General features: G+C 72.7%; 21 protein-coding genes and 2 pseudogenes. 20 read left to right on the top strand and 3 right to left on the bottom strand.

Features of this window, described 5'->3' with window-relative positions; translation table 11 throughout:
- Nucleotides 1-118 precede the first annotated feature (118 nt).
- The 9 genes from map to truA all read left to right on the top strand — a co-directional run bounded on the left by map (nucleotide 119) and on the right by truA (nucleotide 5,849).
- The gene (map, locus tag ABEB13_RS17710; RefSeq protein WP_345706286.1) at nucleotides 119-955 is read left to right on the top strand and encodes a type I methionyl aminopeptidase; all 837 of its coding nucleotides are present in this window, start codon (nucleotides 119-121) and stop codon (nucleotides 953-955) included.
- Between the two features lie 92 nt (nucleotides 956-1,047).
- A complete protein-coding gene (gene mscL, locus ABEB13_RS17705; RefSeq protein WP_345706285.1) occupies nucleotides 1,048-1,482 on the top strand; it encodes a large conductance mechanosensitive channel protein MscL in 435 nt (144 codons plus the stop codon).
- Nucleotides 1,483-1,675: 193 nt separating this feature from the next.
- Nucleotides 1,676-1,897, top strand: coding sequence for a translation initiation factor IF-1 (gene infA, locus ABEB13_RS17700; RefSeq protein WP_003956442.1), 222 nt, complete (start codon nucleotides 1,676-1,678; stop codon nucleotides 1,895-1,897).
- Between the two features lie 35 nt (nucleotides 1,898-1,932).
- The gene (gene rpmJ / locus ABEB13_RS17695) at nucleotides 1,933-2,046 is read left to right on the top strand and encodes a 50S ribosomal protein L36 (RefSeq protein ID WP_003956441.1); all 114 of its coding nucleotides are present in this window, start codon (nucleotides 1,933-1,935) and stop codon (nucleotides 2,044-2,046) included.
- A 177-nt stretch (nucleotides 2,047-2,223) separates the two neighbouring features.
- On the top strand, nucleotides 2,224-2,604 hold the full coding sequence (gene rpsM / locus ABEB13_RS17690) for a 30S ribosomal protein S13 (RefSeq protein WP_100889785.1): 381 nt from the start codon (nucleotides 2,224-2,226) through the stop codon (nucleotides 2,602-2,604).
- Nucleotides 2,605-2,676: 72 nt separating this feature from the next.
- A complete protein-coding gene (gene rpsK / locus ABEB13_RS17685) occupies nucleotides 2,677-3,084 on the top strand; it encodes a 30S ribosomal protein S11 (protein ID WP_014136257.1) in 408 nt (135 codons plus the stop codon).
- Nucleotides 3,085-3,222: 138 nt separating this feature from the next.
- Nucleotides 3,223-4,245, top strand: a complete 1,023-nt coding sequence (locus ABEB13_RS17680; RefSeq protein WP_100889786.1) for a DNA-directed RNA polymerase subunit alpha — start codon at nucleotides 3,223-3,225, stop codon at nucleotides 4,243-4,245.
- Nucleotides 4,246-4,371: 126 nt separating this feature from the next.
- Nucleotides 4,372-4,857, top strand: a complete 486-nt coding sequence (rplQ, locus tag ABEB13_RS17675; protein ID WP_100889787.1) for a 50S ribosomal protein L17 — start codon at nucleotides 4,372-4,374, stop codon at nucleotides 4,855-4,857.
- 92 nt (nucleotides 4,858-4,949) lie between these two features.
- Nucleotides 4,950-5,849 (top strand): tRNA pseudouridine(38-40) synthase TruA, encoded by a 900-nt coding sequence (gene truA / locus ABEB13_RS17670; protein WP_345706284.1) that lies wholly within the window; start codon nucleotides 4,950-4,952, stop codon nucleotides 5,847-5,849.
- A 7-nt stretch (nucleotides 5,850-5,856) separates the two neighbouring features.
- Here the strand turns inward: truA and ABEB13_RS17665 are convergent, their stop codons facing one another.
- Nucleotides 5,857-6,849 (bottom strand): hypothetical protein, encoded by a 993-nt coding sequence (locus ABEB13_RS17665; RefSeq protein ID WP_345706283.1) that lies wholly within the window; start codon nucleotides 6,847-6,849, stop codon nucleotides 5,857-5,859.
- 104 nt (nucleotides 6,850-6,953) lie between these two features.
- On the opposite strand from ABEB13_RS17665, the gene ABEB13_RS17660 reads away from it, so the two are divergent.
- The 4 genes from ABEB13_RS17660 (at nucleotide 6,954) to glmM (ending at nucleotide 11,369) form a co-directional block, all read left to right on the top strand.
- Complete coding sequence (locus ABEB13_RS17660; protein WP_345706282.1) at nucleotides 6,954-8,612, top strand: ABC-F family ATP-binding cassette domain-containing protein; 1,659 nt, start codon at nucleotides 6,954-6,956, stop codon at nucleotides 8,610-8,612.
- A 223-nt stretch (nucleotides 8,613-8,835) separates the two neighbouring features.
- Nucleotides 8,836-9,279: a 50S ribosomal protein L13 gene (gene rplM / locus ABEB13_RS17655; protein ID WP_035848207.1), complete on the top strand. Its 444-nt coding sequence runs from the start codon at nucleotides 8,836-8,838 to the stop codon at nucleotides 9,277-9,279.
- Between the two features lie 51 nt (nucleotides 9,280-9,330).
- Nucleotides 9,331-9,834, top strand: a complete 504-nt coding sequence (gene rpsI, locus ABEB13_RS17650) for a 30S ribosomal protein S9 (protein ID WP_345706281.1) — start codon at nucleotides 9,331-9,333, stop codon at nucleotides 9,832-9,834.
- A 167-nt stretch (nucleotides 9,835-10,001) separates the two neighbouring features.
- Nucleotides 10,002-11,369: a phosphoglucosamine mutase gene (gene glmM / locus ABEB13_RS17645; RefSeq protein WP_345706280.1), complete on the top strand. Its 1,368-nt coding sequence runs from the start codon at nucleotides 10,002-10,004 to the stop codon at nucleotides 11,367-11,369.
- 62 nt (nucleotides 11,370-11,431) lie between these two features.
- On the opposite strand, the pseudogene coaA reads toward glmM, so the two are convergent.
- Nucleotides 11,432-12,423 (bottom strand): annotated as a pseudogene (coaA, locus tag ABEB13_RS17640) (type I pantothenate kinase).
- Between the two features lie 121 nt (nucleotides 12,424-12,544).
- Here coaA and glmS point away from each other — a divergent pair.
- Complete coding sequence (gene glmS, locus ABEB13_RS17635) at nucleotides 12,545-14,401, top strand: glutamine--fructose-6-phosphate transaminase (isomerizing) (RefSeq protein WP_100892788.1); 1,857 nt, start codon at nucleotides 12,545-12,547, stop codon at nucleotides 14,399-14,401.
- 36 nt (nucleotides 14,402-14,437) lie between these two features.
- Here glmS and ABEB13_RS17630 read toward each other — a convergent pair whose 3' ends face one another.
- Nucleotides 14,438-14,995, bottom strand: coding sequence for a Uma2 family endonuclease (locus ABEB13_RS17630; RefSeq protein ID WP_380230725.1), 558 nt, complete (start codon nucleotides 14,993-14,995; stop codon nucleotides 14,438-14,440).
- Nucleotides 14,996-15,136: 141 nt separating this feature from the next.
- Here ABEB13_RS17630 and ABEB13_RS17625 point away from each other — a divergent pair, with 141 nt between their 5' ends.
- The 6 genes and pseudogenes from ABEB13_RS17625 (at nucleotide 15,137) to ABEB13_RS17600 (ending at nucleotide 20,730) form a co-directional block, all read left to right on the top strand.
- The gene (locus ABEB13_RS17625) at nucleotides 15,137-15,505 is read left to right on the top strand and encodes a holo-ACP synthase (protein WP_345706279.1); all 369 of its coding nucleotides are present in this window, start codon (nucleotides 15,137-15,139) and stop codon (nucleotides 15,503-15,505) included.
- A 44-nt stretch (nucleotides 15,506-15,549) separates the two neighbouring features.
- Nucleotides 15,550-17,032, top strand: a pseudogene (locus ABEB13_RS17620) (NAD(P)H-hydrate dehydratase).
- Between the two features lie 135 nt (nucleotides 17,033-17,167).
- Entirely contained in the window at nucleotides 17,168-18,349 is a 1,182-nt protein-coding gene (gene alr, locus ABEB13_RS17615) for an alanine racemase (protein WP_345706278.1), read from the top strand.
- A complete protein-coding gene (locus ABEB13_RS17610) occupies nucleotides 18,346-19,740 on the top strand; it encodes an alpha/beta fold hydrolase (RefSeq protein ID WP_345706277.1) in 1,395 nt (464 codons plus the stop codon). Before alr ends, ABEB13_RS17610 begins: the two co-directional genes overlap by 4 nt.
- 155 nt (nucleotides 19,741-19,895) lie before the next feature.
- A complete protein-coding gene (tsaE, locus tag ABEB13_RS17605) occupies nucleotides 19,896-20,402 on the top strand; it encodes a tRNA (adenosine(37)-N6)-threonylcarbamoyltransferase complex ATPase subunit type 1 TsaE (protein ID WP_100889799.1) in 507 nt (168 codons plus the stop codon).
- A 124-nt stretch (nucleotides 20,403-20,526) separates the two neighbouring features.
- Nucleotides 20,527-20,730: a hypothetical protein gene (locus tag ABEB13_RS17600; protein WP_345706276.1), complete on the top strand. Its 204-nt coding sequence runs from the start codon at nucleotides 20,527-20,529 to the stop codon at nucleotides 20,728-20,730.
- Nucleotide 20,731: the final 1 nt, after the last annotated feature.

The raw sequence follows: 20,731 nt of genomic DNA, 5'->3' as shown, positions 1-20,731 counted from the left end.
AACGGCCGGGAAGCCCCTTGCACGGGGCCTCCCGGCCGTTGCGGCGTCGTACGGTGGTACGAGTGCACGGCCGCCCGGCAAGGACCGGTCGGCGTCCGACAGTGGAAGGCGTGACCAGATGGTGGAGATCAAGACCTCCGAGCAGATCGCGAAGATGCGGGCGGCCGGGCTGGTCGTCGCCGAAGCGCTCAAGGCCTGCCGGGAGGCGGTCGCTCCGGGGATCACCACCCAGGAGCTCAACGACATCGCGGACAAGGTCATCACCGACCACGGTGCGACCTCGAACTTCCGCGCCGACCACGGCGGCCTCTGGTTCCCGGGCGTGATCTGCGCCTCGGTGAACAACGAGATCGTCCACGGGATCCCCGGCGACCGGGTGCTCCGCGAGGGCGACCTGATCTCGATCGACTGCGGCGCGATCCTGGACGGCTGGCACGGCGACGCGGCGATCACCGTCGCGGTCGGCGAGGTGGCCCCCGAGCACACCCTGCTCAGCAGGGTGACCGAGGGCTCCATGTGGGCCGGCATCGCCCAGATGAAGAAGGGCAACCGGCTGGTCGACGTCTCCCGGTCGATCGAGGGCTTCATCCGCCGCCAGCAGCTGCCGCCCAAGGGCAAGTGGGGCATCGTCGAGGGCTACGGCGGCCACGGCATCGGCACCGCGATGCACATGGAGCCGCATGTGCTGAACTACGTCGCCGGCCGCGGCAAGGGCATGAAGCTGATCCCCGGCACCGTCCTCGCGATCGAGCCCATGGTGACGCTCGGCACCCCGCACTCCACCGTGCTGGAGGACGACTGGACGGTCGTCACCAACGACCACACCTGGGCCTCGCACTGGGAGCACTCGGTCGCCGTCACCGAGCAGGGCCCCCTGGTGCTGACCGCCTTCGACGGCGGCCGGGCCGAGCTGGCCCGGCTCGGCGTGACGGCGGCCCCGGACCCGCTGGGCTGACCCCGGACACCGCAGGGGCCTGGAGGTTTCGTCCTCCGGGCCCCTTGTCCTATTTTTGTCAGCTGACAGCGGCACGAGGAGAAGAGAGCACAGTGTTCAAGGGCTTCCGGGACTTCATGATGCGGGGCAACGTCATCGACCTGGCGGTCGGTGTCGTGATCGGCGCGGCGTTCACCGGTGTGGTGACCGGGTTCGTCGGCGCCTTCCTCACCCCGCTGGTCGGCGTGGCCGTCGGCGCGGCGGGTGACTTCCGCAACAAGTCGGCCGACCTGGGCGGCGTGGTCTTCCCGTACGGCCAGTTCCTCAACGCCCTGATCGCCTTCGTGCTCACCGCCGCGGTGCTGTACTTCTGCGTGGTCCTGCCCGTCACCAAGGCGACCGCGCGCTACCTGCCGAAGAAGCCGAGCGTGCCGAAGCGGCCCTGCCCGGAGTGCCTGACCGAGATCCCGCAGGCGGCCCGCCGGTGTTCCTCGTGCACCGCGGTCGTGCAGCCGCTGGTTCCCGTCCCGAGCCAGCACCGAGTGTGACCGGGCGGGCCGTTTTGGCGTCCGCTTGGGGCCTGTCGTAGACTGATGCGTCGGCTCCTCGTAGCGTGCTTCGGCACGTCCTCTTCCCGACGGGTTCCCGCAAGGGTGTCTCCCGACAGGGACGGGGTGGACCCAGGCTCGCACGAGCGTGCCGCATGCGGTAGCCGGCCCCGGAAGGTGGATCTCGCAGTTCATGGCAAAGAAGCAAGGCGCCATTGAGATCGAGGGCACCGTGATCGAGTCTCTTCCGAACGCCATGTTCAAGGTCGAGCTGCAGAACGGTCACAAGGTCCTCGCGCACATCAGCGGCAAGATGCGGATGCACTACATCCGTATCCTCCCGGACGACCGGGTCGTGGTGGAGCTCAGCCCCTATGACCTGACGCGTGGCCGGATCGTCTACCGCTACAAGTAAAGACCCGTCAGATCGAGACCCGGAGAACCTGAACCATGAAGGTCAAGCCGAGCGTCAAGAAGATCTGCGACAAGTGCAAGGTGATCCGCCGTCACGGCCGGGTCATGGTGATCTGCGACAACCTGCGCCACAAGCAGCGCCAGGGCTGATCCGCTCACCGCATTTCTCGTAGTACTTCGCGCGACGCGCACAACGTCATACGCGGGCTGCCCGATCCGTCCCGGAAGGGACGGACTGCCACCCCCGGTCAGAGGCCGGGGCTCCCTCGCCGAGAGGCGACGGAGTAGGCGGTTCGCAAGACCTCTGAAGAACCACAGGAGCCATGAATGGCACGCCTCGCCGGCGTTGATCTCCCCCGCGAGAAGCGGATCGAGATCGCCCTCACCTACGTGTACGGCATCGGTCGCACCCGCGCCCAGCAGACCCTCGCCGAGACGGGCGTGAGCGCGGACATCCGCGTTCGCGACATCTCCGAGGAAGACCTCATCAAGCTGCGCGAGTACATCGACGCGAACTACAAGGTGGAGGGTGACCTCCGCCGTGAGGTCGCCGCCGACATCCGCCGCAAGGTCGAGATCGGCTGCTACGAGGGCCTGCGCCACCGTCGCGGTCTGCCCGTCCGCGGCCAGCGCACCCACACCAACGCGCGTACCCGCAAGGGCCCGCGTCGCGCGATTGCCGGCAAGAAGAAGCCGGGCAAGAAGTAGTCCGTCCCGTCACCGGACATCCCTCCGGCCCGCGGGTTAGCGGACCGACCACCTCAGTAGGAGAACAGACTTATGCCCCCCAAGGGTCGTCAGGCTGCCGGCGCGAAGAAGATCCGCCGCAAGGAGAAGAAGAACGTCGCTCACGGGCACGCCCACATCAAGAGCACGTTCAACAACACCATCGTTTCGATCACCGACCCCTCGGGCAACGTGATCTCCTGGGCCTCTGCCGGCCACGTCGGCTTCAAGGGCTCGCGCAAGTCCACCCCGTTCGCCGCGCAGATGGCCGCCGAGGCCGCCGCGCGTCGTGCGCAGGAGCACGGCATGCGCAAGGTCGACGTCTTCGTCAAGGGTCCGGGCTCCGGCCGTGAGACCGCGATCCGCTCGCTCCAGGCCACCGGCCTGGAGGTCGGCTCGATCCAGGACGTCACCCCCACCCCGCACAACGGCTGCCGCCCGCCGAAGCGCCGCCGCGTCTGACGCAGCTGCGTCGTGGGCCTGTCCGGCCTGCGGGTGAAGTACACCTGGTACGGGGTCCCGTTTCGCACGGGACCCCGTACGCTGGTTCTGTTCGGCATCAAATAGTGGGTGCCGAAAACCACTGGAGGATCTGAAAACATGCTGATCGCTCAGCGTCCCTCGCTGACCGAAGAGGTCGTCGACGAATTCCGCTCGCGGTTCGTGATCGAGCCGCTGGAGCCGGGCTTCGGCTACACCCTCGGCAACTCGCTCCGCCGCACGCTCCTCTCCTCGATCCCCGGCGCCGCTGTCACCAGCATCCGGGTCGACGGTGTCCTGCACGAGTTCACCACCGTGCCGGGCGTCAAGGAGGACGTCACCGACCTCATCCTCAACATCAAGCAGCTGGTCGTCTCCTCGGAGCACGACGAGCCGGTCGTGATGTACCTGCGCAAGCAGGGCCCCGGTGTGGTCACCGCCGCCGACATCGCGCCCCCGGCCGGTGTCGAGGTGCACAACCCGGAGCTCGTCCTCGCCACGCTCAACGGCAAGGGCAAGCTGGAGATGGAGCTGACCGTCGAGCGCGGTCGCGGCTACGTCTCCGCCGTCCAGAACAAGGCCTCCGGCCAGGAGATCGGCCGCATCCCGGTCGACTCGATCTACAGCCCCGTGCTGAAGGTCACCTACAAGGTCGAGGCCACCCGTGTCGAGCAGCGGACGGACTTCGACAAGCTCATCGTCGACGTCGAGACCAAGCCCGCCATGCGCCCCCGTGACGCCATGGCCTCGGCCGGCAAGACCCTGGTGGAGCTGTTCGGTCTCGCCCGCGAGCTGAACATCGACGCCGAGGGCATCGACATGGGCCCGTCCCCGACGGACGCCGCCCTGGCCGCCGACCTGGCGCTGCCGATCGAGGAGCTGGAGCTCACCGTTCGGTCGTACAACTGCCTCAAGCGCGAGGGCATCCACACCGTGGGTGAGCTCGTCGCCCGCTCCGAGGCCGACCTGCTCGACATCCGCAACTTCGGTGCGAAGTCGATCGACGAGGTCAAGGCGAAGCTGGCCGGCATGGGCCTGGCCCTCAAGGACAGCCCGCCCGGATTCGACCCGACCGCCGCCGCCGACGCCTTCGGCGCCGACGACCTGGACGACCAGGGCTACGCGGAGACCGAGCAGTACTAAGAGTTTGAGGACGGGGGCGGCCCCTCGCGGCCGCCCCCGCTTCGATGCCAAGCCGTACGGGCACCGTGCCCGTACGCCCGCTGCGGTACCTGATACGGCCGTAGTCGGAGATTCAAGGAGTCATCCATGCCGCGTCCCACGAAGGGTGCCCGCCTCGGCGGCGGCCCGCACCACGAGCCGCTGCTGCTCGCCGGTCTGTGCCGGGAGCTGTTCCAGTACGGCCGCATCACCACGACCGAGGCCAAGGCCCGTCGGATGCGCCCGCTGGCGGAGAAGCTGATCACCAAGGCGAAGAAGGGCGACATCCACAACCGTCGCCTGGTCCGCAAGACGATCACCGACGTGGCCGTCCTGCACACCCTCTTCACCGAGATCGCGCCCCGCTACGAGGCCCGTCCCGGTGGCTACACCCGCATCACCAAGATCGGCACCCGTCGTGGCGACAACGCCCCGATGGCCGTGATCGAGCTGGTCGAGGGCGAGATCGCCGCCAAGGCGACCGTCGCCGAGGCCGAGGCCGCCGCCAAGCGCGCGGTCAAGGAGGCCGACGAGGCCAAGGTCGAGGAGACCAAGGCCGACGAGGCCGAGGCCGCGGAGACCACCGAGGCCTGACGCCCCCCGAGGTGTCACCCGGGCCCGCCCTCCCCATCCGTGGGGAGGGCGGGCCCGAGCAGTTCCCGCAGGCCTTCCTCACTGGAGAAGAAGTGGTCAACGACTGTGCCGAGCCGGCCCCCGTCAAGGACGGGCCCGCCGACGGCCACCGCCGGATCCGGCTCGACCTCGCCTACCAGGGCGCCGACTTCTCCGGCTGGGCCCGCCAGCGCGGCCGGCGCACCGTGCAGGAGGAGATCGAGACCGCCCTGCAGATCGTCACCCGCAGCGCCCTCCCGTACCAGCTGACCGTGGCCGGCCGCACCGACGCCGGGGTGCACGCCCGCGGCCAGGTGGCGCACGTCGACCTGCCCGACGCGGTCTGGGACGAGCACGGCGAGAAGCTGCTGCGCCGGCTCGCCGGCCGGCTGCCCGCCGACATCCGGATCTACCGCCTCGGCGAGGCGCCGCACGGCTTCGACGCCCGCTTCGCCGCCGTCTGGCGGCGCTACGCCTACCGGGTCGCCGACCACCCCGGCGGCGTCGACCCGCTGCTGCGCGGCCACGTGCTCTGGCACGACCGGCCGCTGGACGTCGACCGGATGAACGAGGCCGCCCGGCTGCTCCTCGGCGAGCACGACTTCGCCGCGTACTGCAAGAAGCGCGAGGGCGCCACCACCATCCGCACCCTGCTCGAACTGCACTGGGACCGCGTCCCGGTCGACCCGTACGCCGCGCAGGAGGGCACCCTGGCGGTCGCCACCGTCCGCGCCGACGCGTTCTGCCACAACATGGTGCGCTCGCTGGTCGGCGCGATGCTGCTGGTCGGCGACGGCCACCGGCCGGTCGACTTCCCCGGCCAGGTCCTGGCCGGCCGGGTACGCAACTCGGCGGTGAACGTCGTCCGTCCCTACGGCCTGACCCTGGAGGAGGTCGGCTACCCGGCCGACGACCTGCTCGCCGAGCGCAACCGGGCCGCCCGGCGGATGCGGACCCTGCCGGGCCAGGCCTGACCGCCGCTCAGCCGGCGGCGGCCAGCCCCGTCCGGCCGCGCTCCAGCAGGGTCTCGTAGACCGAGCCGGAGATGTCCCGGGCCGCCTGCTGGGCCGTCTTGTCGTTCGACGCCACCGCCGAACCGTCGTCCGGACCGGCGAGGGTGAAGTAGGCGTAGCGGCCCAGCGACGACCGGGTCGTCGCGCACGTCACGCCCGTCCGGCAGAAGTCCTTCACCGGGCCCTTGACCAGCGCGGACATGTTCCCCTTGCCGCCGGACTTGGCCTTGGTGGCGCGCGAGGCGCTGGCGAACGTGGCGACGCCGACGGTGATCTGCACGTGGTCCGGGCCGGCGTAGGTCGCCCGGTACACGTTGTAGCAGTCGAGCGACGCCAGGGTCTGCTCCAGGCCGTTCACCGGCGCGAGCTTGCAGCCCTTGTCGAGCTCCTTCTCCAGCAGCGTGTACACCCGCCCCTGGATCGTCAGCGTCGGCGCCGCGAACAGCACGCCCACCGACACGGGGGCCCGGTCGAGGCGGGCGTCGCTGAGCAGCGCCAGCGGGGTGGTCGGCGTCGGCAGCGGCGAGGCCGTCGACGCCGAGGCGCTGGAGGACACCGACGGCGCGGGGGTGTCGGCGGCCGCCGGAGTCCGCGCGTCGTCGGAGAGCACCAGGGTCGTGCCGACGATGCCGGCCAGCGCGGCCGCCGCCAGCACTCCGCCCCCGATCAGGAACGCCCGCTTGCGGCGCTGCTGGGCCTGCGCGTTCCGGTCGGCCAGCTGCTGCCAGTCCGGCTCGGCCGCGGCGGCCGGCGGATAGCCGTAGCCGCCGAAGCCCTGCGGGTACCCGTACCCGGGCTGTCCCGGCTCCTGCGGCGGCGGGTAGCCGTACGCGGCCTGCTGCGGTTCCGCGTGCGGCGGAAACGGCGAGCCGGGCGCTGCGCCCTGCGAGGGAGGCGCAGCGGGGTGCTGCGGCTGCTGCTGTCCGCCGGATTCAGGTGTGGTTGCCGACCCATCGTTCATGTGCGCGAACATTAGGGCATGGCTCCCCCTGACCTGGGGCGAGGTGCCGAATCGGGACGAAAAGCGTTTTGGTCGTGGCGCCGGTAGGTAGCACAATCCGACGCATGGGACATGTCGAGATCTCGCACCTGGAGTACTACCTGCCGGACGGGCGGGTGCTGTTCGCCGACGCGTCCTTCCGCGTGGGCGAGGGCGCCGCGGTGGCGCTGGTCGGGGCCAACGGCGCCGGCAAGACCACGCTGCTGCGCATGATCGCCGGTGACGTGCAGCCGCACGGCGGCACCGTCACCGTCAGCGGCGGCCTCGGCGTGATGCGCCAGTTCGTCGGCACCACCGGCCGCGAGGACCAGCGCGACACCCCGGGCGCCCTGCCCGCCGACGCCTCCGTCCGCGACCTGCTGGTCTCCGTCGCCCCGGCCAGGATCGCCGTCGCGGCCCGCGCGGTGGACGCCGCCGAGCTCGCGATGCTCGCCCAGGACGACGAGAAGACGCAGATGGGCTACGCCCAGGCGCTCGCGGACTGGGCCGACGCGGACGGCTACGACTACGAGACCACCTGGGACGTCTGCACCATGGCGGCGCTCGGGATGCCCTTCGACCGGGCCCAGTTCCGCGGCCTGAACACCCTCTCCGGCGGTGAGCAGAAGCGCCTGGTGCTGGAGGCCCTGCTGCGCGGCCCCGAGGAGGTCCTGCTCCTCGACGAGCCGGACAACTACCTCGACGTGCCCGGCAAGCGCTGGCTGGAGGAGGCCATCAGGGCCACCAACAAGACCGTGTTGTACATCTCGCACGACCGCGAGCTGCTCTCCCGCACCGCCGAGAAGATCATCAGCGTCGAGACCGGCGCGGCCGGCTCCAGCGTCTGGGTGCACGGCGGCGGCTTCGCGTCCTTCCACGACGCCCGCCGCGCCCGCTTCGAGCGCTTCGAGGAGCTCCGCCGCCGCTGGGACGAGGAGCACGCCAAGCTCAAGAAGCTGGTCGTCACCCTGCGCCAGGCGGCCGCGGTCAGCCACGAGATGGCCTCCCGGTACGCCGCCTCGCAGACCCGGCTGAAGAAGTTCGAGGACGCCGGCCCGCCCGAGGCGCCGCCGCGCGAGCAGTCCATCACCATGCGGCTCAAGGGCGGCCGCACCGGGGTGCGCGCCTTCACCATGGAGCAGCTGGAGCTCAGCGGCCTCATGAAGCCGTTCGACCTGGAGGTCTACTACGGCGAGCGGGTCGCGGTGCTCGGCTCCAACGGCTCCGGCAAGTCGCACTTCCTGCGGCTGCTGGCGGGCGACGACACCGTGCGGCACGGCGGCAGCTGGAAGCTCGGCGCCCGGGTGGTGCCCGGCCACTTCCGGCAGACCCACGCCCACCCGGAGCTGCTCGGCCGCACGGTGCGCTCGATCATCGAGGAGGAGCACGCGCTCGCCCGCGGCGCCGCGATGGGCGCGCTGCGCCGCTACGAGCTGGACCGCCAGGAGGAGCAGAAGTTCGAGTCGCTCTCCGGCGGCCAGCAGGCCCGGCTGATGATCCTCAAGCTGGAGCTCTCCGGCGTGACCGCGCTGCTGCTGGACGAGCCCACCGACAACCTGGACCTGGAGAGCGCCGAGGCGCTCCAGCAGGGCCTGGAGGCGTTCGACGGCACCGTGCTGTGCGTGACCCACGACCGCTGGTTCGCCCGCAGCTTCGACCGCTTCCTGGTGTTCGGCTCGGACGGCCGGGTGTACGAGTCGCCGGAGCCGGTCTGGGACGAGGCCCGGGTGGTACGCGACCGCTGACGCCCGGCCGGGCTTTTTGACCCTCACCGGCGCGCCCGGTAGTCTGGGCGCTTGTTGTGCGTATTGGCTCGCTCCATCTCACGTGAGAGGTCGGTACGCCGGAGACACCAGGTCGATGACCGGCGGCTCATTCCCCTGATTGCGTCCAGGGCGGGTCAGGCCGATCTACCCGTCCCGCGTGCTCCTGTCAGGACTCACTCACTGAAAAGCGAAGGCTACGACCGTGCGTACGTACAGCCCCAAGCCCGGCGACGTCCAGCGTCAGTGGCACGTCATCGACGCGACCGACGTCGTGCTCGGCCGCCTGGCCTCCCAGGCCGCCAACCTCCTCCGGGGCAAGCACAAGGCGATCTACGCGCCGCACGTTGACACTGGTGACTTCGTCATCATCATCAACGCGGACAAGGTGCACCTCTCGGGTAACAAGAAGACCCAGAAGCTCGCCTACCGCCACAGCGGCTTCCCGGGCGGTCTCCGCTCGGTCCGCTACGACGACCTCCTGGACAAGAACCCGGAGAAGGCCGTCGAGAAGGCCATCAAGGGCATGATCCCCAAGAACAGCCTGGGCCGTCAGATGCTCTCGAAGCTGAAGGTCTACTCGGGCGACCAGCACCCGCACGCTGCGCAGCAGCCGGTGCCGTTCGAGATCACCCAGGTCGCGCAGTAATTCCGGCCACCCCACCCCATCACTGATTTACAGCAGGAGCTGAGGAACACCGTGGCCGAGACTGCCATCGAGAACACCCTCGAGGTCGACTTCGACGAGAACGTCGAGGAGTACACCTCGGAGACCGACTACACCAGCGAGTCGCTGGCCGGCCGCTTCGGCGAGGCCGTCCCGGGCGCCGGCCTGGGCCGTCGCAAGGAGGCGATCGCCCGCGTGCGCATCGTCCCCGGCACCGGCAAGTGGAAGATCAACGGTCGCACCCTGGAGAACTACTTCCCCAACAAGGTGCACCAGCAGACCGTGAACGAGCCGTTCAAGCTCCTCGAGCTCGACGGCCGTTACGACGTCGTGGCCCGCATCGCGGGTGGCGGCGTCTCCGGTCAGGCCTACGCGCTGCGCCTCGGCGTGGCCCGTGCCCTGAACGAGGCGGACCTGGACAACAACCGCGCCGCCCTCAAGAAGGCCGGCTTCCTGACCCGTGACTCGCGCGCCGTCGAGCGCAAGAAGGCCGGTCTCAAGAAGGCCCGCAAGGCGCCGCAGTACAGCAAGCGTTAATTGCACCCCGGGGGTGCGTGCCGCTCCGGTGGTACGCGCCCCCGGGTGCATCCGTACGCCCCGGAGTACCTCGTGTACTCCGGGGCGTCGTGTTCCCCGCCCGGTGCGGACGGCGGGGAGCAGTGAACAACTCCGAGCAACGCCGCAGGGCGACAAAGGACGGAACAGTGGGACGACTCTTCGGTACGGACGGTGTGCGCGGTGTGGCCAACGAGGGCCTGACCGCCGAACTGGCCCTCGGCCTGTCGGTCGCCGCGGCCCATGTGCTCGGTGACGCCGGCGCCTTCGAAGGGCACCGGCCGGTCGCCGTCGTCGGCCGCGACCCGCGGGCCTCCGGCGAGTTCCTGGAGGCCGCCGTGATCGCCGGGCTGGCCAGCGCCGGTGTCGACGTCCTGCGCGTCGGCGTCCTCCCCACGCCCGCCGTCGCCTACCTCACCGGCGCCCTCGGCGCCGACTTCGGCGTCATGCTCTCGGCGAGCCACAACGCGATGCCCGACAACGGCATCAAGTTCCTCGCCCGCGGCGGCCACAAGCTGGACGACGCCGTCGAGGACGCCATCGAGGAGCACTACCAGCGCTACGGCGTCGGCGGCGACGAGGACTGGAAGCGTCCCACCGGTGCCTCCGTCGGCCGCGTCCGGCAGTACACCGAGGGCTTCGACAAGTACGTCGCCCACCTGGTCGCCGTCCTCCCCAACCGGCTGGACGGGGTCCGGGTCGTCATCGACGGCGCCCACGGCGCCGCCGCCCGGGTCGCCCCGGAGGCCTTCGCCCGGGCCGGCGCCGAGGTCGTCTACACCCTGGGCGCCGAACCGAACGGCCTCAACATCAACGACGGCGTCGGCTCCACCCACCTGGACAAGCTCCAGGCCGCCATGAAGGAGCACCGCGCCGACCTCGGCGTGGCCCTCGACGGCGACGCCGACCGCTGCCTGGCCGCCGACGCCGACGGCAACGAGGTCGACGGCGACCAGATCATCGCCGTCCTCGCCGTCGCCATGAAGGAGGCCGGCACGCTCCGCGGCAACACCGCCGTCGCCACCGTGATGTCCAACCTCGGCTTCAAGCTCGCCATGGAGCGCGAGGGCATCGACCTGGTGCAGACCGCGGTCGGCGACCGGTACGTGCTGGAGGAGATGAAGCACCACGGCTTCGCGCTCGGCGGCGAGCAGTCCGGCCACGTCATCCTGCTCGACCACGCCACCACCGGCGACGGCACCCTCACCGGCCTGATGCTCGGCGCGCGGCTGGCCGCCACCAAGCAGTCGCTGGCCGACCTCGCCGCCGTGATGACCCGGCTGCCGCAGGTGCTGATCAACGTCAAGGGCGTCGACCGCACCCGGGCCGCCGGCTGCGTCGAGCTCGACGCGGCCGTCGCGGCCGCCGAGGCCGAGCTCGGTGCCACCGGCCGGGTCCTGCTGCGCCCGTCCGGCACCGAGCCGCTCGTCCGGGTGATGGTCGAGGCCGCCGACGAGGTGCAGGCCAAGGAGATCGCCGAGCGGCTCGCCGAGGCCGTCCGCACCCACCTCGGCTGAGGCCGCCGCCGCGCGGTGCGGGACCGGGTGCCGACCTCCCCGGCCCCGCACCGCGGCGGACGTCAGAGCTTGCGCAGCAGCGCCCGGCGGACCTTGTGGTCCTGGCCCTTCTGCAGCACCAGCGTGGCCCGGCCACGGGTGGGCAGCACGTTCTCCAGCAGGTTCGGCTTGTTGATGGTCCGCCAGACCTGGCGGCCGTAGTCCATCGCCTCCTCCTCCGGCACCTCGGTGAACCGGCGGAAGTAGGAGTTCGGGTCCTGGAAGGCCGTCTCGCGGAGCTTGCGGAAGCGGTCCAGGTACCAGTGCTCGATGTCGTCGGTGCGCGCGTCGACGTAGATCGAGAAGTCGAAGTAGTCGGCGACCGCCAGCCGGGTGCGGCCGTCGCTGCCCGGCAGGGCGGGCTGGAGCACGTTCAGGCCCTCGACGATCAGGATGTCCGGGCGCTCCACGGTGAGCCGCTCGTCCGGCACGATGTCGTACACCAGGTGCGAGTAGACGGGCGCGGTCACCCGCTCCTTGCCGGCCTTCACGTCCGCGACGAAGCGCATCAGGGCCCGGCGGTCGTACGACTCGGGAAGCCCTTGCGGGCCATCAGGCCGCGCCGGCGGAGCTCCGCGTTGGGCAGCAGGAAGCCGTCGGTGGTGACCAGCTCCACCCGGGGGTGCTCGGGCCAGCGGGCGAGCAGCGCCTTCAGCAGGCGCGCGGTGGTCGACTTGCCGACCGCCACGGAGCCGGCGACGCCGATCACGAACGGCGTCCTGACCTGCTCGATGTCCGAGGTGTCCAGGAAGCTGCCCACGGCGCCGCGCAGCTCGTGCGTGGCGTGGATGTACAGGTTCAGCAGCCGGGACAGCGGCAGGTAGACGTCTCTGACCTCGTCGAGGTCGAGGGCGGTGCCCAGACCGCGCAGCCCCTCGACCTCGTCGGCGGTCAGCGGCAGCGGAGTGCGTTCGCGCAGGGCGCTCCACTCGGCCCGGTCCAGATCCACGTACGGGGAGGGGGTGGGCGTTGAGGGGGCGCCCCGCGTACAGAGTTCGGTCAGCACATCCTCCATTGTCGTCCGAAGCGGGCCGGGCGGGTGCTGTGGTGTCGGTCACGCAAGGTGTCGGCCACTCCTCCCGGAGGTGAGCGGAAGGTGTGAAGCGGGGAACAGATCGCCGCATATGCTGGCACGCATGTGCGGAATCGTTGGATATGTGGGGTCCCAGACGGCCCTGGACGTAGTGATCGCGGGCCTGCAACGGCTGGAATACCGGGGGTACGACTCCGCCGGTGTGGCCGTGCAGACCCAGGGGCTCGACGGGCAGTGGAGCCTCGCCACGGACAAGCGGGCGGGCAAGCTCGCCAACCTCGAGAAGTCGCTGGCCGAAACCCCTCTCCCGGCCGGCACCACGGGCATCGGCCACACCCGCTGGGCCACCCACGGCGGCCCCACGGACGCCAACGCCCACCCCCACCTGGACGACCACGCCAGGGTCGCGGTCGTCCACAACGGGATCATCGAGAACTTCGCCCAGCTGCGTGCGGAGCTCGCCGAGCGGGGCCACACCCTCCGCTCGGAGACCGACACCGAGGTCGTCGCCCACCTCCTCGGCGAGGCGTACGACGGGGACCTGGCGGAGGCCATGCGGGCCGTCTGCCGCCGGCTGGACGGCGCCTTCACCCTCGTCGCCGTGCACGCCGACGCCCCGGACGTCGTCGTCGGCGCCCGCCGCAACTCCCCGCTGGTGGTCGGCCGCGGCGAGGGCGAGAACTTCCTCGCCTCCGACGTCGCCGCGTTCATCGCGCACACCCGTGAGGCGATCGAGCTCGGCCAGGACCAGGTCGTCGAGCTGCGCCGCGAGGGCGTGACCGTGACCAACTTCGACGGCACGCCCGCCGAGGTCCGCGAGTACCACGTCGACTGGGACGCCTCCGCCGCCGAGAAGGGCGGCTACGACTACTTCATGCTCAAGGAGATCGCCGAGCAGCCCAAGGCCGTCGCCGACACCCTCCTCGGCCGGATCGGCACCGACGGCCGTCTGCACCTCGACGAGCTGCGCATCTCCGACCAGGTGCTGCGCGAGGTCGACAAGGTCGTCATCGTGGCCTGCGGCACCGCGTTCCACGCCGGCATGATCGCCAAGTACGCGATCGAGCACTGGACCCGCATCCCCTGCGAGGTCGAGGTCGCCAGCGAGTTCCGCTACCGCGACCCGATCATGGACGACCGCACCCTGGTCATCGCCATCTCGCAGTCCGGCGAGACCATGGACACCCTGATGGCCCTGCGGCACGCCCGCGAGCAGGGCGCCAAGGTGCTGGCGATCTGCAACACCAACGGCTCCACCATCCCGCGCGAGTCCGACGCGGTGCTCTACACCCACGCCGGCCCGGAGGTCGCGGTCGCCTCGACCAAGGCGTTCCTGACCCAGCTGGTCGCCTGCTACCTGGTCGCGCTCTACCTCGGCCAGGTCCGCGGCACCAAGTGGGGCGACGAGATCTTCGGCATCATCCGCGAGCTCGGCGACGCGCCCAAGCAGGTCGAGCAGGTGCTGGAGACCATGGAGCCCGTCCGCGAGCTGGCCCGCTCGCTGGCCGACGCCAAGTCGGTGCTCTTCCTCGGCCGCCACGTGGGCTTCCCGGTCGCCCTGGAGGGCGCGCTGAAGCTCAAGGAGCTGGCGTACATGCACGCCGAGGGCTTCGCCGCCGGCGAGCTCAAGCACGGCCCGATCGCCCTGATCGAGGAGGGCCTGCCGGTCGTCGTGGTCGTCCCGTCGCCGCGCGGCCGGTCGATCCTGCACGACAAGATCGTCTCCAACATCCAGGAGATCCGGGCCCGCGGCGCGCGGACCATCGTGATCGCCGAGGAGGGCGACGAGGCGGTCGTGCCGTACGCCGACCACCTGATCCGCATCCCGGTGACCCCGGTGCTGCTCCAGCCGCTGGTCTCCACCGTGCCGCTCCAGGTCTTCGCCTGCGAGCTGGCCACCGCCAAGGGCCACGAGGTCGACCAGCCCCGCAACCTGGCGAAGTCCGTCACCGTCGAGTAGCCGACGGCCGACCGGAGCCCCTGCGGCAGCCTCGCGCTACCGCAGGGGCTCCGTGTCGAGCGCGAACGAGAACGGCGCCGGCAGGTCGAGCGGCTTGCCGAAGGACACCTGCACGTGCGCGGTGTAGTCGCCGTCGGCGGGGTCGGTGAAGAGCGTCGCCTGCCGCTCGTCCCGGTCGATCAGCAGGTAGTGCGGGATCCCGGCGGACGCGTAGCCCAGGCGCTTGGCCTCGCGGTCCTTCTGCGGGTGGGTCGAGGTGACCTCCAGCACGAGGACGACGACGGTCGGTGCGGACCACGGCCACTGGTCCCGGAAGGCGCCGACCGGTGCGACCGTGGCATCCGGGATGAATCTCCCGTGCGGGGTGATCAGCCCTCTGCCCCCGCTGACGTACAGCTCCTGGACCGCTTGGCGGGCGACAGCCCGCGCGAACCGTGCCACGGCGTCCTCGTGGTCCCCGTCCGGGGGCGCTGTCACGACGATTTCCCCTTCGAAGAGCTCGGCCTTGAAGCCCGGCGGGGTGTCCAGCTCCAGGAACGCGCGGAGCAGGTCGTCCGCAGGCAGCGGGTGCTCGACGGCCGGCATGGCGACCATGGCCCTTCTCCCTCCTGCCGATCGGTGCCGTGGCACACGGTAGGCGTACGGACCGACACCGGAGGGGCTCGAAAGCGGTTCTCACCCGAAAGTGTGCCGTACAGTCCCCGGCATCGGCCGGTGTCGCGAAGGAGTACGTGGGTGATCATCGGGGTCGGGATCGACGTCGCGGAGATCGAGCGGTTCGGGGCCTCGCTGGAGCGCACCCCGCAGCTCGCCGAGCGCCTGTTCAACGACGCGGAGCTGCACCTGCCGTCCGGAGCGCGGCGCGGCACGGCCTCGCTGGCCGCCCGGTTCGCGGCGAAGGAGGCGCTGGCCAAGGCGCTCGGCGCGCCCGGGAACCTGCAGTGGACGGACGCCGAGGTGCACACCGAGGAGTCCGGCCGCCCGGTGCTGCGGGTGACCGGCACGGTCGCCGCCCGGGCCGCCGAACTCGGCGTCCGCTCGTGGCATGTGTCGCTGAGTCACGACGCGGGCGTAGCGTCGGCGGTAGTGATCGCCGAGGGCTGACGGGCCGCAGGGCCCGTCGCCGAACGACGCGCCCGGGAGGGTCCATGCGCCGCGCGCACACCGTCGAGCAGGTCCGTGCCGCCGAGGCCGCCCGGATGGCCCGGCTGCCGGAGGGCACGCTGATGCAGCGCGCCGCGGCCGGCCTGGCCGCGACCTGCGCCCGCCTGCTGCCCCGGGTCTACGGCTCCCGGATCCTCGTCCTGGCGGGCAGCGGCGACAACGGCGGTGACGCCCTGTTCGCGGGCGCCCTGCTGGCCCGCCGCGGGGCCCGGGTCGACGCGCTGCTGCTCGCCCCGGCCAAGGCGCACCCCGGGGGCTGGCGGCCCTGCGCGCGGCGGGCGGGCGGGTGACGTCCGATCAGTCCCTCTTCTCCACGGCCGACCTCGTCCTGGACGGCATCGTCGGCATCGGCGGGAGCGGCGGACTGCGGCCCGGGGCGCAGGTGTTCGCCTCGCTGCCGCGGCGCGGCCGGGTGGTCGCGGTCGACGTGCCCAGCGGTGTCGACCCGGACACCGGCGAGGTGCCGGGGCGGCCCTGCGGGCCGACGTGACGGTCTGCTTCGGCACGTACAAGCCCGGCCTGCTGGTCGACCCGGGGGCGTCGTACGCGGGGGTGCTGCAGCTGGTCGGGATCGGACTGGAGCTGCCGGACCCGGCACTGGCCGCCCTCCAGCACGCGGACGTCGCGGCGCTGCTGCCGGTGCCGGACGCGGAGAGCGACAAGTACCGGCGCGGGGTGGTGGGGGTCGCGGCCGGGTCCGCGCGCTACCCGGGGGCGGCGGTGCTGGCCGTCGCGGGGGCGCTGCACGGCGGCGCCGGCGCGGTGCGGTACGCGGGGACGGCCGCCGCGGAGGTGGTGCGGCGCTTCCCCGAGGCACTGGTGACCGACGGCGGGCCGGCCGGCGCCGGCCGGGTGCAGGCCTGGGTGGTCGGCCCGGGCGGCGGTGACGGCGCGGCCCGCGCCCTGGGGGAGGCCCTGGCCTCGGACGTGCCCGTGCTGGTGGACGCCGACGGCCTGACCGAGCTGGCCCGGCTCGGTCCCGCAGCGCTGGCCGGCCGCCGTGCACCCGTCGTCCTCACCCCGCACACCGGGGAGGCCGCCCGGCTGCTGGCCGGGGCGGGCGAGGGCCCGCCGCCCGCCGCCGCGGAGCTCGCCGCGGCCCGGCTCGCCACCGTCCGCCGGCTGGCCGCCGCCTACCGGGCGACCGTGCTCCTCAAGGGTTCGACCACCGTCGTGGCGGAGCCGGGCGGCGCCGTCCGGGTGAACCCGACCGGTACCGCCTGGCTGGCCACCGCGGGCAGCGGCGACGTGCTGTCCGGCCTGGCCGGCTCGCTGCTCGCGGCGGGCCTCGCCCCGCTCGACGCCGCGTCCGCCGCTGCCTACCTGCACGGCCTGGCCGGCCGGTCCGCCGCCGAGGGCGCCCCGACGACGGCGCTCGCGGTCGCCGCGGCACTGCCGCAGGTGTGGCGGGCCGTGCGGGCCGGGCGGGGCCCCGGCGCCGAACCGGACGCGCCCGTCCGGGCCTGACCCGGGTGGTGTCGGTCTTTCCTCCGGCGCGCGCGGAACCGGATACTCCGTTTCATGCGTCTTTCCAGGGTGACCGCGGCGGCCCGCCGGGGCCGTGGGCCGGGGAGCGGCGCCGGTCTGGGAGACTGATGTGCGATGACAACTGCGAAGACGACCGGGACGCAGGCCCTCACCCACGGGGTCCGGGCCGAGGCCGCCATCGACCTGGCCGCCCTGCGCGACAACCTCGCCGCGCTGGGCGCCCGCACCGATGCCGCCCTGATGGCCGTGGTCAAGGCGGACGCCTACGGCCACGGCGCGCTGCCGTGCGCCCGGGAGGCCGTCGCGGCCGGGGTGCGCTGGCTCGGCACCGCGACCCCCGAGGAGGCGCTCGCCCTGCGGGCCGCCGGGATCGGGCCGCGCGAGGCCCGCGTCCTGTGCTGGCTGTGGACGCCGGGCGGCCCCTGGCAGCAGGCGCTGCGCTCGCACGTCGACGTGTCGGTCAGCGGCATGTGGGCGCTGGAGGAGCTGCTCGACGCCGTCCGCGCGACGGGCGTGCCGGGCCGCATCCACCTGAAGGCCGACACCGGCCTGGGCCGCAACGGCTGCCAGCCGCACGACTGGCCGGACCTGGTCGCGGCCGCGCTGCGGGCGCAGGCCGAGGGCATGGTCGAGGTGGTCGGCCTCTGGTCGCACTTCGCCGCCGCCGACGAGCCCGGCCACCCGTCCATCCAGGTCCAGCTGGACTCCTTCGCGGCCGCCGTGGCGCACGCCGAGGCCGCGGGGGTGCGCCCCGAGGTGCGGCACCTCGCGAACTCGCCCGCCACCCTGCTGCTGCCGCAGTCGCACTACGACCTCGTCCGGCCGGGCCTGGCCATGTACGGGCTGTCGCCGGTGCCGGACGTCGGCACCCCCGCCGACTTCGGGCTGCGCCCGGTGATGTCGCTGAGCGCCCGGCTCGCCCTGGTCAAGCACGTGCCCGGCGGGCACGGCGTCAGCTACGGGCACCACTACACGACGCCCGGCGACACCACCCTCGGCCTCGTCCCGGTCGGCTACGCCGACGGCATCCCGCGGCACGCCTCCAACACCGGCCCCGTCCAGATCGGCGGCAAGTGGCGCACCGTCGCCGGCCGGGTCGCCATGGACCAGTTCGTGGTGGACCTCGGCGGTGACGTCCCGGAGGTCGGCGAGGAGGTCCTCGTGTTCGGCAGCGGCGAGCGCGGTGAGCCCACGGCCGAGGACTGGGGCCGGGCCAGCGGCACCCTCAGCTACGAGATCATCACCCGGATCGGCGCCCGGGTTCCCCGCCGCTACGTGGGCGCCTCCGACCGATGACCGAACCCGTCGGCAGCAACCCGGTGGCAGCGGTGGCCAAGGCCGCCGGCACGGCCTCGGCCGGGGTGAGCCGGGCCGGCCTGATCGGCATCTCGCTGGGCGTGGTCGCGGCCGGCGCCGCCGCCGGTGTGGCGATCGAGCGCCTCACCGTCAGCCGGTCGACCCGCCGCCGGGCCCGCGAGGAGCTGGACGCGGCGGCACCGTACGGGTCGCTGCGCGGCCGCCCGCGCACCGTCGCCGCGCCGGACGGCACCGAGCTGTACGTGGAACTGGACGGGACGGGCTGGCCGGAGCCGGCCGACCTGGCGCCGGCCCTCCCGCAGCAGGCCCCGGCGCAGCCGGAGCCCGCGGTGATGGCGGAGGCGGACGGCCGGAGCCGGCGCGGCTGGTTCGCCCGCCGCCGCGGCGCCGGCCCGGTGGACCGCAGCGGCCTGCCCGGGCTGCTGTCCGGCAGCGGCGCCCTGGCCCGGGCCGGGCAGGCCGGCCCGGACACCGAGCCGCAGGCCCCGGCCCCGCCGCTCACCGTGGTGTTCTGCCACGGGTACTGCCTCAACCAGGACAGCTGGCACTTCCAGCGGGCCCTGCTGCGGGACGGGATGCGTCTGGTCTTCTGGGACCAGCGCAGCCACGGCCGCTCCGAGCGCTCCCGGTCGTACCTGGCCGGCGAGCCCGCCTCGATCGACCAGCTCGGCGGGGACCTGAAGGCGGTGCTGGACGCGGTCGTCCCGGAGGGGCCGATCGTGCTGGTCGGGCACTCCATGGGCGGCATGACGGTGATGGCGCTGGCCGACCAGCACCCGGAGCTGTTCCGGGAGCGGGTCGCCGGGGTCGCCCTGGTCGGCACGCTGGCCGGCGACTGGAACTCCGTCACGCTCGGCCTGCCCGCGGTCGGGGCCAAGCTGCTGCGCCGGCTCGCCCCGGCGGCCGTGCGGCTGCTCGGCCGCCAGGTCGAACTGGTCGAGGCCACCCGGCGGTTCGGCGCGGACGTCGCGGCGGTCTTCTACCGGCGCTTCTCCTTCGGTTCGGACGACGTCGATCCGCAGGTCGTCCGGTTCGCCGAGCAGTTGCTGGACGCCACCCCGATCGACGTGGTCGCGGAGTTCTACCCGGCGTTCGGCCTGCACGACAAGAAGGCCGCGCTGGCGGCGCTGCACGGCATACCGGTGCTGGTGCTGGCCGGCACCGAGGACCTGCTCACCCCGCCCGCGCACAGCGAGGACATCGCCCGCGCGCTGCCCGAGGCGGCCCTGGTGATCCTCCCCGAGACCGGGCACCTGCTGATGCTGGAGCGTCCCGACGAGGTCGGCCTGCACCTGGTGGAGCTGCTGCACCGCGCCGCCGGTCACGCGCACGCGGCCCCGCCGCCCGTGCCCGGCGCCGTCCGCGACTGACCCGCCGTCCGCGACCCGCCGTCCGTGACCCGCGTCCCCGGCGGGCCGGGCGGGCGGCGGCCGGAGGTGAGCGCGGGGCCGCCGCTGTGGCACCGTAGCGGTGGTGCCGGCGCCGGAGGGGCGGCCGGCGGGGACAGAAGGGCAGCGCACGCGCCATGGGCTCGCACACCACACTCACCGTCGCCACGCCCGAGCGGATGGGGCGGCTCGGGCGGGGGCTCGCGGCCCTGCTCCGCCCGGGCGACCTGGTGCTGCTCTCCGGCGAACTGGGCGCCGGCAAGACCACGCTGACCCGGGGTCTGGGGGAGGGGCTGGGCGTGCGCGGCGCCGTGACCTCCCCGACGTTCGTGATCGCCCGGGTGCACCCGTCGCTGACCGGGGGCCCGGCGCTGGTGCACGTGGACGCGTACCGGCTGGGCGGGGGACTGGACGAGATGGAGGACCTCGACCTCGACGTGTCGCTGCCGGAGTCGGTGGTGGTGGTCGAGTGGGGCGAGGGCAAGGTCGAGCAGCTGAGCGAGGACCGGCTGGAGGTGCGCATCGAGCGGGCGCTGGGCGGGGACGCCGAGGAGCAGGACGACCACGACCCGCGGCAGGTGACGGTGACGGGGCTCGGCACCCGCTGGGACGGCGTCGACCTGGCGTCGCTCGGCCACGCCTGATCCGGCCCGCCGGGTGCGGCCGGCGGCACTTCCCGACACGGTGTCGGCAAAGTGTTGCGGCCCGGCGGCCCGGCGTGATGGGATGGGTGCTGCGGTTAGGTCTGCCTAACTAGGGAGGCGCCCCATGGCGAGCACCACCCCCGCAGCGGCACCGATGCCGCAGGAGCCGGCCGACGGGTCGAGTGCCGACCCGGGCCCCGCGTGTCCGGCCGGTGTCCCGATGAGAGCCCTGCTGGCGTCCTGTGCGTCCGCCGCGGCCGTCTCGACCCCGCCCGTGGTGCCCGTGAAGCGCGGCGCACGCCCGGCCGCCCCGCCGCGCGCCGCCTGAC

This window comes from Kitasatospora paranensis (assembly GCF_039544005.1).
Taxonomy (GTDB): domain Bacteria; phylum Actinomycetota; class Actinomycetes; order Streptomycetales; family Streptomycetaceae; genus Kitasatospora; species Kitasatospora paranensis.
This window is presented reverse-complemented; position numbering and strand designations above follow the sequence as displayed.